The following is a 12823-nucleotide window of genomic DNA, read 5'->3' on the forward strand; positions in this document are numbered from 1 at the left end:
GGCGAGCGGCACGACGGAGGCCGGATATGCGAAGGCGCCGTCTCCCCGCGGGGAAGACGGCGCCTCTGTCGAACTGCGGTGGCACCGGATTGCGATACCGGACCACGACGAAACGTCAGTCCTTTTCGATGGTCTTGCCGGCGGTGGCGCCGGAGGACAGGTCCTGGATCTCGGTGACTTCGAGCACCGGGATGACGGCCGGCTTCTTGGTGCCCTTCTCCTCGGCGACCTTGACCTGGGCCTCGTAGATCGCGTCGTCGGAGTGCAGGGTCACGGTGCCGCGGAAGCGGTAGCCCTTCTTCTCGGCGAGGTTCGCGAACGCGATGACCAGCGGGGAGCCGTTCTTGAGGTTCTCGTAGGCCTGGCCGGAGGTGCGCTCGTGGTAGGCGATGTGGTTGTCGTCGAGCACGAACAGGCTCATCTTCGGGCCGAGGTCGAGCTGGCCGTCCTTGTCGACGGTGGAGATCCAGCCCAGATTGTTTTCGATGAACGTCTTCATCTCTGCGGTGAGCGTTGCCATAATGGCCATCCTTTCATGATGCGTCTTGCGTATGCGTCGTCTTTCAGATTACGCCACGCGGCGCCCGTTCGCCGCCCGTTTCGGCTGTGAGTAATCTCACGGGGTCCGTGGCGGGCATCCGCGCCGCTAGGATGGAGACGACGACGGCCGCGGGCCGCATATTTGCGAGGGAGATCCTATGGACATCATCGAGGCGATGGGCGCCCGCCATGCGGTGCGCGACTACACCGACGAGCCGATCGACGACGACGCGCTGGACGCGTTGCGCGAGGCGGTCGCGCAGGCCAATGCGGACGGCGGCCTCGACATCCAGCTCGTGCACGACGATACGGACGCGTTGGGCGGATGCCCGACGCATTACGGACGGTTCAGGAACGTGCGGTATTGCATCGCGCTGATCGGCCGGGACGGCGACGATCCGGACGCGTTGGACGAGAAGGTCGGTTACTGGGGCGAACGTCTGGCGTTGGAGGCGGTGCGGCTCGGATTGGATACCGGCTGGGTCGTGCTGCATGAGACCGGCGACCATGAGGGACGCTGGACGATCGGCGAGGGCGAGCGCATGCCGGCCGCGATCGCGGTGGGCCATGGCGCGCGTGCGGGACGCCCGCATCGCAGCAAGCCGGTCGAGGAACTGGGCGCACTCGAATCCGGTGCGTTCGAGGATGCGCCGGATTGGTTCGTGCATGGTCTTGAGGCGGTGCAGCTGGCGCCGAGCGCGCTGGGCAAGCAACCGTTTCGATTCACGTTGCTGGACGACGGCCGTACCGTGCGCGCCGAGGCGCTGGACGGCGTGCAGGCGCATATCTGCCTGGGCGTCGCCAGGCTGCATTTCGAACTGGGGGCCGGCGGCGACCGGTTCGCATGGGCGTAGGCCCCTATCGTCGTGTCGGGTTGCGGTCGTTTGCCGGCTTACGACGGCCGCAACCCGCCGGAAGCGCCGCGGGACGGGTCTCGACGGGTCTTGTCGGCGACGGAATACGAAAAACCCGGAACCGTTGATATTCCAACGATTCCGGGTTATCTGTGGAGCTAAGGGGATTCGAACCCCTGACCCTCTCCATGCCATGGAGATGCGCTACCAGCTGCGCCATAGCCCCAAATATTCGGTTATCGGTTCATTGCCGAACCTGTGACAGCATACGACGAACATCACGCACCCGCAAACCGTGGCGTGTCGCGACAGGGCACGTATGCCGGAGCCAACCCGACCAGCATGCCCCCGACCACGAGAAAACCAAGCGGTCGGACGGCAAAGGCCCCTATTCACCTTGTGCCACCCGACCGCTTGGTCGCAGGTCCGTCACTCACTGTCCGCTTGTGGACGACGAGGAATCACCGGACGACGAACCGGAACCGGACGAGGACGAGTCGCCGGACCCGGACGACGAACCGGACGAGCTGCTGCCGGATGATGATCCGTCCGACGAACCGGAACCGGACGAACCGCCGGATGAGGAGTCGGACGAGCCTGCCGATCCCGAAGACGTGCCGCCGGAGCCTTCCGAGCCGGTGGAACCGCTTGTGCCGTTCGAACCGTTCGACGAGGACGAGTCGCCGGACTCAGACGACGAACCGCCGGACGAACTGCCGGATCCGGACGACGAACCGGTGCCGGACGACGAACCGCCGGTCGTACCGTTCGTGGAATCATTGCCGGAACCGCTGCCGCCGGTCGTGCCGTCATTCGTCGTGCCGTTCGCAGTGCCGTCGGTCGTGCCATCATTCGTCGTATCGCCGCCCGTCGTACCGTCCGTGCCGTTCGGCTTCTGCTGATCCGGCACGTCGACGGATGGGCGACTCGGAGTCTGCGTGGTGCCGACCAGGTCACGCACCACCGTATCGGTGCCTTGTCCGCGTGTGACCAGCATGATGATGCCGGCCGTCACGGCGACCGCGATCAGTGCGCTGACCACGGCGACGATGATCGCGACGCGCTTCTGCCGGTCGGCGGATGCCGCGGCGGTCGCCGCTGCGGACAGATGGCCCGCATGACCGGATGCACGCCTTGCCTCACCGCCGCGGGAGGCGGCGTTCCCGGCAGAGCCCTCGACGACACGGCCTTCGGTCGAGGTTCCGGCGACGGGATGCATCACCGTCGTGGCATCGGCGCCGTTCCCGGCAATCCCGCCGATCGCGGCGGAGCTGATGACGCGGGTCGCATCATCGGACGCCCCCGCGGATCGCGTCTCGGCACGCAACGCTCCGGGCGCGATCACTTCGGTCGCGTCATCCGTCGCGGCTTTGGTTCCGTCGCTTCCGTCATCCTTGGACGACGAGCCGACGCCGGTCACGTTCTGCAGTTTCTCACCCGACGCGCTGAGCACGTTCTTGTAGATCTGCGTCGCGACGGCGGACACGATGGAGCCCACGGCCACGCCGATCACGGACCCGGCCATGCCGATTTTCGCCGACAACAGGAACGAGGTGACCGCGGCCAATGCGCCGGCGGCCAGCGACGTTATCGAAATGCCCTTGAAAAAATTCCTCACGCATCGCAACAATAGCGACGATTCATGGCGACTGGCTGAGCCTTGGGTGAAAACAACGTAACCGTCACATGTTCTCGGCACAATCTTCACAAGCCGTTCGAAACCGGCACGGTACGGCGTCGCACCGAATCGGCGACGCCGGTCAGGCGCAGGCCTTCGCTGGCTGGCGAGCGGGAACGAATTCGAAATGGCGGTTGAGCAGGTTGACGATCTGCCCGGTGATGACCGCGGCGACGACCGTGCCGACGCCGAGGCCCTCGATCCGACCGAAGAACGCGAACGAGAGCACCGCGGCGACGATGATCAGCGACACGTCGAAGCACACCTTGATCGTGCCGAACCGCGCCTTGGTCACCATGGAGAACGCGTTCACGACGCCTTCGCCGGGAACCATGATCAGCCCCGGAGCGACTTCCATGCAGATGCCGAGGGCCAGGATCGCGCAACCGAGCAGCAATCCGCACCAGCGCTGCCACCAGGCCACCGGCACGAACCACGTGAGCATGAACATGCCGACGTCGATCATGGCGGAGAACCAGAACGTGACCGCCAGTTGCAGGTATTGGATGACGTGGAAGTCGCGACGCAACAGCACCACTTCAATGAGGACGAAGATCACGTTCACGGCGAAGGTCGTCAGGCCGAAGCTGATATGCGGGAAGCGCAGTGTCGTCACCCATGCGATGCCGGAGATCGGCGACGTGCCGAGGTCGCTCTTCGTGATGAGCGCGATGCCGAACGCCTCGATGGCGATGCCGGCCAGAAAGCAGAGCATCCGCTTGACGAAATATGGCATGCCGTCCTCTTTTCATGTACATTCCATGGATCCGCATGTCACTATAACACAGTTTGGAAAGCGCTTACCATTTAAAAAGTCAAATACTCGGTAAATCAATGTGAAATATACCGCATTTATTGCAAACGCTTACCTTAAGCGGCGCCAAAACCGACTTTTTCGCACTCGTCTTCAGCGCGCGATCGCACGCTCCGAATCACGCAGACACGGCCGCCCCTGCACCACCTCGACCCGAGACGGAGGCACCGCGGCGCCTCCGCGACGCGCCTGTATCTGCTCGTACAGCATGCCGAACGCCCGCTGTCCCATCTCATGGAAATTCTGCGTGTAACTGGAAAGAGCCGGCTGCCACATCGACGCGAAGTTGCGGTTGTCGAAGCCGACGACGCTCACGTCGTCAGGCACGTGTCGACCGCCCTCCCGCAGCCCTTTCATCACGGCGATCGCCGTCTCGTCATTGCCGGCGAACACCGCGGTCACATCGTCGCGCGACGCCAGTTCACGTCCGACGCGCACCGCCACGTCCAGATCATCGTCCGGCACGACGATCGGCTCCGGCACCGCGATCCCCCGCTCTTCAAGCGCATCGCGCCAGCCGTTCGTGCGCGTGTTGTCGGTCGGCCCCTCGCGTCTGCCGACGTGGACAACGGTACGGTGTCCCAGATCGAGCAGGTGCAGCGTCATCCATCGCCCGCCGTCGCGTTCCGCATTGACGACCTGATAGTCGCCGTCGCCGAAGCTGCCGCCGACCACGACCAACGGCAGGTCCTTCGGCATGTGGTTGAGTGCCTCGATGCCGGAACGGTCGTATTCGTAGACGATCGCACCGGCCGGGCGCACGGCCAGGCCCATGCGCACCCGCTGTTCGAGAGACCCCATGTCGGATTCGTCGAGCGAAACGATGTTGAGCAGGAATCCGCGCCTGCGGGCCGCGGCCTCGGCGCCGTGGTTCGTGGCCGACGTGGAGAACGCGTCAGGATTGGCGGCGAACACCACCACCGTATCCATCTCCCGGTTGGACAGCGCGCGGGCGACGACGCTCGGCTCGTAGCCGAGTTGCTTGATCGCCGCGGCGATGCGGTTGCGCTTGTCCTCGGCGACGTTGACCGTGCCGTTGAGATAGCGCGATACGGTGGGCGCGGAGACGCCGGCGAGCGCGGCGACGTCCTTGATGACCGGCCTGGTATGTCCCGTGGTTCTCGCCATCGACGGTTTCCGCCCTTTCTTCCGCCCGCGTTTCATGCGTTACGGTTTCGTTTCGCGCAGGTCACGCCCATGGCGTAACTCATGTCTTCCTTAGTGCCGCAACCCATTGTAACCATTGCGAAACGCCGTCGTCGACGACGACCTCTTGCGTCGGTCCGAGACATGCGCTATTCTGAAACCGGTTTCAGAAATGGAGCCGACAACAGATAAACGCGTACGTCAAACGATGCACGCACTACGAAAGGAAACATCATGTCCATCAAGGATTCCATGCTCCGCGGTCTGGCTCTCTACGGCGCGAACGCGATGGCCCAGCACAGCTTCGCCAACACCAAGGTGCTCAACGACCTCATCAACGACGCCAACGAGACCGCCCGCTGAACCATTCGACTTCGACGGAGACCCGAGGAACGACCCACATGACGACAACGGTCGAACGCCTCGCTTCGCTTACTCCGCGGTCATGATCGCAAACCGTCCATGACCACCATGCGGCATCGAAAGATCCCGCACACCATAACCGAAGATCCGATAACAGAACATACCCGGACAACGGCGTCCACCCATATATCGTTCTTTTCCGCAAAGCCCCGATCAATAGGACATCGCCGACCCCGCCCGTCACCTCTGCCACGTAATGCAACGAGTCTTCCACTCTTGACAAGAGTCGCTCAATCCGAAAAACGTTACAAATCGACTCTCAAAATAGAGAAAAACGTGACAACATAAGGATCGACAATGCTTGAGCGCAAGGCATGGCACGTTCTCGAAGCATGGAAGAGCAACCGCGACCACAAGGCGCTGATACTGACCGGAGCACGCCAGATCGGCAAGACCACCCTGGTCCGAGAGTTCGCCAAACGGCATTACACGCATTTCGCCGAACTCAATTTCCTGACCGACGTTCACGCCGGCGACATCTTCGCGGGGCCGCTGGATGCCGAGACCATCATCGCCAATCTGACCGCCTACCTGCGTACGCCGTTGGAGCCCGGCAATACTCTTGTCCTGCTTGATGAGATACAGGAATGCCCTCGGGCGCGCACCGCGATCAAGTTCCTCGTCGAGGACGGGCGGTTCGACTACGTCGAAACGGGATCACTGCTCGGCGTTCGGGTCAGGGACGTCCCGTCCTATCCGGTCGGGTTCGAGGAGCGGCATCGGATGTTCCCCATGGATTTCGAGGAGTTCTGCCGGGCGAACGGGGTGCAGGACAGCACCTTCGACATGTTGCGCGAACATTTCGCGGCACGGCGTCCGGTCAGCGACGCCGTACACCGCACCATGAGCCGACTATTCCAGGCGTATATGGTCGTCGGAGGCATGCCGGATGCCGTGCAGCGCTATGTGGACACGCATGACATCGCACAGGTCGTTGCCCTGCAGCGCGATCTGCTCAACCTGTATCGTCTGGACATCGCCAAATACGCGGAGAAGACCGACCGATCAAAAATCAGGGCGATCTTCGACGCGATCCCCTCCCAACTGGACGATCACAACCGACGATTCATTCTGGCCGGAATCGACAAGAACGCCCGTCAGAGCCGATACGCCAACAGTTTCATGTGGCTGGCCGACGCCGGCGTGGCGCTGCCGTGCTACAACGTGCAGTCGCCGACCGCGCCGCTTACGGCCAACGAGAAAAGGAACCTGTTCAAGCTGTTCATGGGCGACACCGGTCTGCTGTGCGCGGCGACGATGGACAATGCGCAGTTCGCCTTGCTGCAGGGCGATCTCGAAACGAACATGGGCAGCATCACCGAAAGCATCGTGTCACAGGAGCTGACCACACAGGGTTTCGTTCCGCACTATTTCGATTCGAAACAGTATGGCGCGGTCGATTTTCTCGTGCAGTCGGGAACGCGCGTGATTCCCGTGGAGGTCAAGTCAGGCAACGACTGGACGAAACACAAGGCACTCGACAACGTGCTGCAGGTAAGAGAATGGGGGCTCGACGAGGCATATGTCCTATGCAAAGGCAACATCGCAGAGGACGGCCCGATCACCTATCTGCCGTTGTACATGACCATGTTCCTGCAGCCGGAACGTCTTCCCGAATCCATGCCGTTCACGGTGGATCTGAGCGCCTTGCCATAAGAAGACCGACCCAGGAACGAACGGTCCGGCAGTCCTCAGAACGCGAAACGGTCCCGCCATGCGTATCACACATGACGGGACCGTTCGTTCGTTGCGGCTCGCGCGTCACCTCGCCCGTTCGCCGTTGACGACGATGTCCGGTTCGGCGTAGGTCGTGCAGCCGTCGAGCAGCACGGCGGGGCGTTCGTCGGGACGGATCGACCGCAGCCGCACCCGCGCAAGGTCGAGGCCGTGCACGTTGCGCAGGTCCATGAACGCGGTGCGCGACCAGTCCGGCCAGTAGTTCTCGCTGGACTTGACGTCCGGCTCGACGAGCTTGTCGACCAGCCGCGGATAGTCGTTCAGCGGCGGAATGTCAGACGTCTTCACTCCCCCGATGAACGTGTACCGCAGCCCGTCGATCGTCACGTCCTCGATCGGATGCCCGTCCGCTGCGTCGAAGCGGATGCCGGCGAACTTCGGTTCGCCCATCACGTCGTCGGTGAAGCGACGGTGCACGTTCGCCATCTCCTCGCTGTCGGTCGCGGTGACGTTGCTGATCGAGATCCGCGCCATCGTGCCGATCTCGGGCATGTGGTCCAGTTCGACCGACGTGCCGTAGTCGTCGAGTTCGAAACGGTTGTTGAGCACGGCGAAGATCGGGCGGGTCACGTCGCGCATGACGATGTCGCTGATCGAGATGTCGCTGATCGCGCCGCCTTCGGTGCATTCGAGCTTGATGCCCTCGCGCCAGACATGATCGAGCGTGCAGTTCGAGATCGTCACGTCGTAGATGTCGCCGATGGATTTGAGTCCGATGCGGATGCCCGCGCACACGCCGGAGAACTCGCAGTTGGTGACGTGGATGTCATGCACCGGGTAGTCCTTGCTGCTGGACTGCAGGCAGAAGTTGTCGTCGGTGCCGCGCACGTAGCAGTCGGAGACGAACACGTGCGCGCTGCCGTCGAAGTCAAGGCCGTCGCCGTTGTAGCGCTTGTCGTTCTTGATGTCGAGGCCGCGGATCCAGATGTATTCGCTGTCGAGGAACGCGGTCGTCCATGCGGCGGATTCGTAGAGGCGCAGGTTTTCGACGTGCACGTTATGGCAGCGCAGCATGCGGATCATCATCGGCCGGTAGATGGAGCCCTCGTTCGGGAAGGCGGTCGCGTTGCCGTCGATCGTGCCGCGGCCGACGAGCGCGAAGTCGTGCGCGTCTTCGGCATAGATGAAGCACCGGTCGAGCGCGGTCTCGTTGCGGTAGCGGTTGCGGTGCACGTCGGCAGCGTAGTCGTTGATGTCCGGGCTGGCGAGCAGGGTCGCCGATTCGGTGATCTCCAGCGTGACGTTCGACTTGAGCCTGATGATGCCGGCGAGGAACGTGCCGCCGGCGAGGACGACGCGGCCGCCGCCGTTCGCCGCGGCCCGGTCGATCGCGGCCTGGATCGCCGGGCCGTCGTTGGTCATGCCGTCGGCGACGGCTCCGAAATCACGGACGTTGTAGATATGTTGGGTATTGATCGTCATGGTCCGATCCTTTGCGATGTGTCGTAGGCGCCGTGCGGCCGGATCATCGCCGGGAGCATGATCCGCACCACATCGGCAAACGTTTTTCAGTACAGGAAGCATGGAACGGCGGCCCGCCCCATGCGTGGGACGGGCCGCCGAACCGCATCACTTGATGCGCTTGATGCCGAAGATCGAGATCGCGGCGAGGGTGAGCACGATGAAGCCCATCGGGAACAGGCCCGCGTAGCCGAACGCCTTGAGCACGGCGAACGCGAGCAGCGGGGCAAGCAGCTGGCCGACGGTGCCGGCCGCGTTGAGGAACGCGAGATCCTTGGCGGCCGTTTCGTTGTTCGGCAGCACGGAGGTCATGAGCGCCTGGTCGAGGGAGATGAAGATGCCGCCGCCGAGGCCGGAGAACGCGACGTAGATCGTGTACATGAGCGGGTTCGGGATGAAGAACGGCAGCCAGCACGGGATGCCGACCGCGAACACGGCGAGTGCGCACGGGATCTTGATGGTCTTGAAGAAGTCGGCGAGCGGGCCGGCGATGGCGGCGGAGACGACGGCGAGGATGAGGTTGAGCAGGGCCATGAAGCTCATCCACCTCGCGGCGTCCGCGTCGGACTGGTGCATGTAGTCGGTCAGCGTGAACAGACGGTAGGTGCCGATGCCGCCGGGCATCATGAACATGAAGCGGGCGAATGCGGCGAACCAGTAGTCGCGGCCGGCGTGCATCGGAGGCAGGAAGTCCTTGAACTGGGAGACGTCGAACTTGCCGCGCGGCTTGTCGAGGTTGGACGGCTCCCTGCACACGACGACGGCGATGAACAGCAGGATGTCGGAGATGACGAGCAGCACGAACACGCCGGTCGGCACGTTGGTGATGAACAGCGAGCCGAGCGACTGGGCGCCGTTGAGGCCGATCTGGGTGGCGACGCCGAAGATGGCGGATGCCGAGCCGCGGTACTTGACCGGGATCAGGTCGGGCATCCACGCCATGCCGGCGGACATGATCGCGTTGTAGCAGACCACGTAGAAGAACCAGGCGAGCATGACGACGACGATGTTGGAACTCAGCGCGAAGACGAGCAGACCGATGGTGCCGAAGATCGCGCCGAGGATGATCCACGGCGAGCGGCCTCCCCAGCGGGTGCGGGTCATGTCGGACAGGGCGCCGAAGATGACGCCGGCGAAGATCGCGATGAACATGGCGATCGTGGTGCTCTGGGCGAGCAGGTCGGCCTTCTGGTCGGGGGCCACGGCGGCGAGCTTCGCCGGCAGCAGCGCGGCGGAGATGCCGAAGAACGGCGCATACCAGCCGATGGTGGCGAAGAACTGCGCCATCGACGGGCGCCAGGGGAATTTGCCCGTGTCTTTCGGGCCTTGGACGGCGGCTTGCGTCGCATCCATCGTGTCGCTTATTGCAGAGCTCATCAGTCCGCTCCTTTGCTGTACGGATTGTTCGGTCGTTGTTGACGCCCATCTCCCGGTTCCGCCATCGGCTTTCCGGTCGATGCCATGCACTTATCGAATCATCTCGGTAAGCGCTTTCCAGTTGATGAATATACAAGATTGTGCAACTAGTTGCAAATCGGCGTTTCGCAGTGCTTGCCAAAGCTCGCCTCTCTCCTCCCCCGATCTTCCGACACTTCGGCGATACGCTTGCAAACACCTCGACCATCGGCCATAATCGCAACATGGCGAGCCCGCACCGCGCGGCATCACCGATCGCCGCACAACCATCCGACATCGGCCAACGTCAAGCGGCATCCGCACAGGCACCGGTAATCATCACCGCATCGGCGAGGAAAGCGATATCCAATGACACAGTCCACGTCCCCATCGACCACGTCCGGCCCGCGCGCCAGCGGCGGCGCGACGATGAAGGACGTCGCCCGGCTCGCCGGCGTATCCGTCTCCACCGCGTCACGCGCGCTGGCCGGCAATCCCCGCATCGGCGAGCGCACCCGTGTCCGCGTGGAACAGGCCGCGCTCGAACTCCATTACGTGGTCAACGGCCTCGCTCAGTCGATGATGGGCGTGGGCACGAAAACCCTGGCGTTCATGACCACCGCGTTCCTCGCCGAGCCGTTTGCCCGCATCGCGCAGGGCGTCGATCTGGTCGCCAAACGGCATGACGCCATGCTGTTGATGAACGCGACGCGCAACGATCCGCAGGCGGCGCAGGACGCGGTGTCCATGCTCGCCCGGCAACGCGCCGCCGGCGTGCTGATGGTCGGCTCGCGCAACATGGACGAGGCCTGCCTTCAGCGTTTCACCCACTACCGGGACACGCTCGCCGCGGTACAGGCGACGCTGGTGCTATGTGGCAGTCCCCGCATGCCAGGACTGGACGACGCACCTTCCGTCTCCTATGATCAACGGCACGGCGTCGTTCTGGCCACACGTGCGCTGCTGGACGCCGGTCACCGGCGCATCGCGTTTCTGGGCCATGATGATCGCACCAGCGCCCATGAACGCTTCCTCGGGTTCCGGGACGCGATGCTCGATCGGGGATTCATGACAGATGCCGACGATCCGCTGGTGATCCATTCCGCCAACGTCAGCGACGAGCTCGATCCGGCCATCCGCGCGTTGCTGTCGCAAGACACAGGCCATAGGCCGACCGCGATCGTCTGCGTCACCGACTTCGCCGCATACCGCGTGTACCGGATCGCCCGGGAGCTCGGACTGCGGCTGCCCGATGACCTGTCCGTCACCGGATTCGACGACCTGTCCACCGACGACACCGTCACGCCGCCATTGAGCAGTGTCTGCGTGCCGTACGAGCAGGTCGGCGACTATGCCGCCCGGCTCGCGTTGCGCCTGCCCGTCGAACTTGGCGACCACCCGGTCTTCCCGGTCACGTTCACCGCGCGCGACTCGATCGTGCCTCCTCACGCATGATCGCTCTGTTCTGACCGTATCAGCCCGATGGTGCCGTCTGGCCACGCCGATCCGACTACTCATCCCCGACCACGCCGGTCCGACCATGTTGGTGTGATCGCACTGATCCGATTACACCAGCGCGATCACACCGTCACGCATGCCCCGTCGTACGTATGCCGGCCGTAACTCAACAACAGACATGCGTTCCTGTCGAGTTATGGTCGTTGCGGCGTCGGACAACGACCATAAGTCAACAATAGGATCGCGATGTTGCCGGGTTACGGTCTCGACTCCCGCGGCAACGACGACGATCGATCAGGACAGGCTTGTGCCTGTGGACGCAGCCGTGACGAGCCGCAGTTCGGCTCCGACGTTCTCGTACACTCCGCGGCTGATGGCCCAGCTGACGACCTCGTCCGCGAACCGCACCGGATCCTCGAGGAACAGGAAGTGGCCGTGGCCGCCGGACCAGATCGACACGTCCCTGGTGCCGGCGGTGCGCTCGAAATCGGCGCGGGCGGGCGTCGTGTAGATGCCGAGCGTGGGCTTGGTGCGGCGCTTCATCATCGCGATCGCCGGGTCCCAGTTGCCGAACGATTCCGGATCCATGTATTCGGACTGGTAGTAGTCGGCGAGCGCACGAGGATCAGCACGGCGGATGTCGGCGACGACGGCTTCGCGCATGCGCTGTGGGGTGTATGCGGAGAACGCGCCTTGGATGAACGATTCGATCGTGTCACAGGCGTCGTCGCGCAACGCCTTGAGCATGACCGGCTGGCCCGCGACCTCGTCGGCCTTCGCGCCGAGCGCCGGATCGATCACCACTTCGCCGGCGACGAGTTCGGGATGATGCACGTGCACGTGCAGCGTGAGCTGGCCTCCCATCGAATGCCCGATGAGCAGCGCCCGCTTGCCCGCCGGCACGTTGCGGCGGATGAAGTCGGCCAGGTCCTCGCCCGCGGCCGGGATCGTGAACGGCGCGTCCGGTCCGGCAGGGTTGTCGTCGCGCCGGGTGCCATGACCGGGCAGTTCATATGGCAGGACGGTCCAGTCGTCCGGCCACGATACGAAATCCCATACGCGCGGAGAGCCAGCCCATCCGTGGACCGGGATCACGTACATCTGTTGAACGCTCATGTTTTCGCCGTTCGCCTTTCACGAGGGATGTTTCCGTGCGCCGGGCCGCCATGGCCCGGAACGCGCGGATACGGAACGCTTGGTACATCCGCTATCCTACCCCATTGGAAAGCGTTTTCCAATCTTGTGTCCGGAAGATGCCGCGCGACGGGCGTTCCGCGGAACCGTCGCCGTCCCGGCCACGCGCTCCTCCTCCCGTCG

The 12823-nt window shown here is 63.6% G+C and carries 11 protein-coding genes and 1 tRNA gene; 4 read left to right on the top strand and 8 right to left on the bottom strand.

From position 1 onward, the window contains the following. Positions 1-115 precede the first annotated feature (115 nt). Positions 116-520, bottom strand: coding sequence for a pyridoxamine 5'-phosphate oxidase family protein (locus tag GFD25_RS00545; RefSeq protein ID WP_163228884.1), 405 nt, complete (start codon positions 518-520; stop codon positions 116-118). A gap of 178 nt (positions 521-698) precedes the next feature. On the opposite strand from GFD25_RS00545, the gene GFD25_RS00550 reads away from it, so the two are divergent. Next, on the top strand, positions 699-1394 hold the full coding sequence (locus tag GFD25_RS00550) for a nitroreductase family protein (protein ID WP_163228887.1): 696 nt from the start codon (positions 699-701) through the stop codon (positions 1392-1394). Between the two features lie 153 nt (positions 1395-1547). Here the strand turns inward: GFD25_RS00550 and GFD25_RS00555 are convergent. From GFD25_RS00555 to GFD25_RS00570, 4 genes are all read right to left on the bottom strand, one after another. Next, a tRNA-Ala gene (locus tag GFD25_RS00555) sits at positions 1548-1620 on the bottom strand. 207 nt (positions 1621-1827) lie between these two features. After that, a complete protein-coding gene (locus GFD25_RS00560; protein ID WP_163228889.1) occupies positions 1828-3012 on the bottom strand; it encodes a hypothetical protein in 1185 nt (394 codons plus the stop codon). A gap of 142 nt (positions 3013-3154) precedes the next feature. After that, a complete protein-coding gene (locus GFD25_RS00565) occupies positions 3155-3808 on the bottom strand; it encodes a YczE/YyaS/YitT family protein (protein WP_163228891.1) in 654 nt (217 codons plus the stop codon). 171 nt (positions 3809-3979) lie between these two features. Continuing rightward, the gene (locus tag GFD25_RS00570; protein ID WP_163228893.1) at positions 3980-5014 is read right to left on the bottom strand and encodes a LacI family DNA-binding transcriptional regulator; all 1035 of its coding nucleotides are present in this window, start codon (positions 5012-5014) and stop codon (positions 3980-3982) included. A 252-nt stretch (positions 5015-5266) separates the two neighbouring features. On the opposite strand from GFD25_RS00570, the gene GFD25_RS12355 reads away from it, so the two are divergent. Continuing rightward, entirely contained in the window at positions 5267-5395 is a 129-nt protein-coding gene (locus tag GFD25_RS12355; RefSeq protein WP_275575567.1) for a hypothetical protein, read from the top strand. Positions 5396-5752: 357 nt separating this feature from the next. Continuing rightward, positions 5753-7111, top strand: a complete 1359-nt coding sequence (locus GFD25_RS00575; RefSeq protein ID WP_163228896.1) for an ATP-binding protein — start codon at positions 5753-5755, stop codon at positions 7109-7111. A gap of 105 nt (positions 7112-7216) precedes the next feature. On the opposite strand, the gene GFD25_RS00580 is transcribed toward GFD25_RS00575, so the two are convergent. Both GFD25_RS00580 and GFD25_RS00585 read right to left on the bottom strand, forming a co-directional pair. Then, complete coding sequence (locus GFD25_RS00580) at positions 7217-8614, bottom strand: glycoside hydrolase family 28 protein (RefSeq protein ID WP_163228898.1); 1398 nt, start codon at positions 8612-8614, stop codon at positions 7217-7219. 147 nt (positions 8615-8761) lie between these two features. Beyond that, complete coding sequence (locus GFD25_RS00585; RefSeq protein ID WP_163228900.1) at positions 8762-10030, bottom strand: MFS transporter; 1269 nt, start codon at positions 10028-10030, stop codon at positions 8762-8764. A gap of 387 nt (positions 10031-10417) precedes the next feature. On the opposite strand from GFD25_RS00585, the gene GFD25_RS00590 reads away from it, so the two are divergent. Then, on the top strand, positions 10418-11503 hold the full coding sequence (locus GFD25_RS00590) for a LacI family DNA-binding transcriptional regulator (protein WP_163228902.1): 1086 nt from the start codon (positions 10418-10420) through the stop codon (positions 11501-11503). A gap of 297 nt (positions 11504-11800) precedes the next feature. On the opposite strand, the gene GFD25_RS00595 is transcribed toward GFD25_RS00590, so the two are convergent. Then, positions 11801-12622 (bottom strand): alpha/beta fold hydrolase, encoded by an 822-nt coding sequence (locus GFD25_RS00595; protein WP_163228904.1) that lies wholly within the window; start codon positions 12620-12622, stop codon positions 11801-11803. Between the last annotated feature and the right edge of the window lie 201 nt (positions 12623-12823).

Origin of the sequence: Bifidobacterium aerophilum (assembly GCF_010667685.1) — a bacterium.
Taxonomy (GTDB): domain Bacteria; phylum Actinomycetota; class Actinomycetes; order Actinomycetales; family Bifidobacteriaceae; genus Bifidobacterium; species Bifidobacterium aerophilum.

Bases quoted from the DNA above. Each gene is read 5' to 3' on its own strand.
- GFD25_RS12355 (WP_275575567.1), top strand. From the start codon at position 5,267: ATGTCCATCAAGGATTCCATGCTCCGCGGTCTGGCTCTCTACGGCGCG.
- GFD25_RS00590 (WP_163228902.1), top strand. From the start codon at position 10,418: ATGACACAGTCCACGTCCCCATCGACCACGTCCGGCCCGCGCGCCAGC.
- GFD25_RS00545 (WP_163228884.1), bottom strand. From the start codon at position 520: ATGGCAACGCTCACCGCAGAGATGAAGACGTTCATCGAAAACAATCTG.
- GFD25_RS00550 (WP_163228887.1), top strand. From the start codon at position 699: ATGGACATCATCGAGGCGATGGGCGCCCGCCATGCGGTGCGCGACTAC.
- GFD25_RS00565 (WP_163228891.1), bottom strand. From the start codon at position 3,808: ATGCCATATTTCGTCAAGCGGATGCTCTGCTTTCTGGCCGGCATCGCC.
- GFD25_RS00580 (WP_163228898.1), bottom strand. From the start codon at position 8,614: ATGACGATCAATACCCAACATATCTACAACGTCCGTGATTTCGGAGCC.
- GFD25_RS00570 (WP_163228893.1), bottom strand. From the start codon at position 5,014: ATGGCGAGAACCACGGGACATACCAGGCCGGTCATCAAGGACGTCGCC.
- GFD25_RS00585 (WP_163228900.1), bottom strand. From the start codon at position 10,030: ATGAGCTCTGCAATAAGCGACACGATGGATGCGACGCAAGCCGCCGTC.
- GFD25_RS00595 (WP_163228904.1), bottom strand. From the start codon at position 12,622: ATGAGCGTTCAACAGATGTACGTGATCCCGGTCCACGGATGGGCTGGC.
- GFD25_RS00575 (WP_163228896.1), top strand. From the start codon at position 5,753: ATGCTTGAGCGCAAGGCATGGCACGTTCTCGAAGCATGGAAGAGCAAC.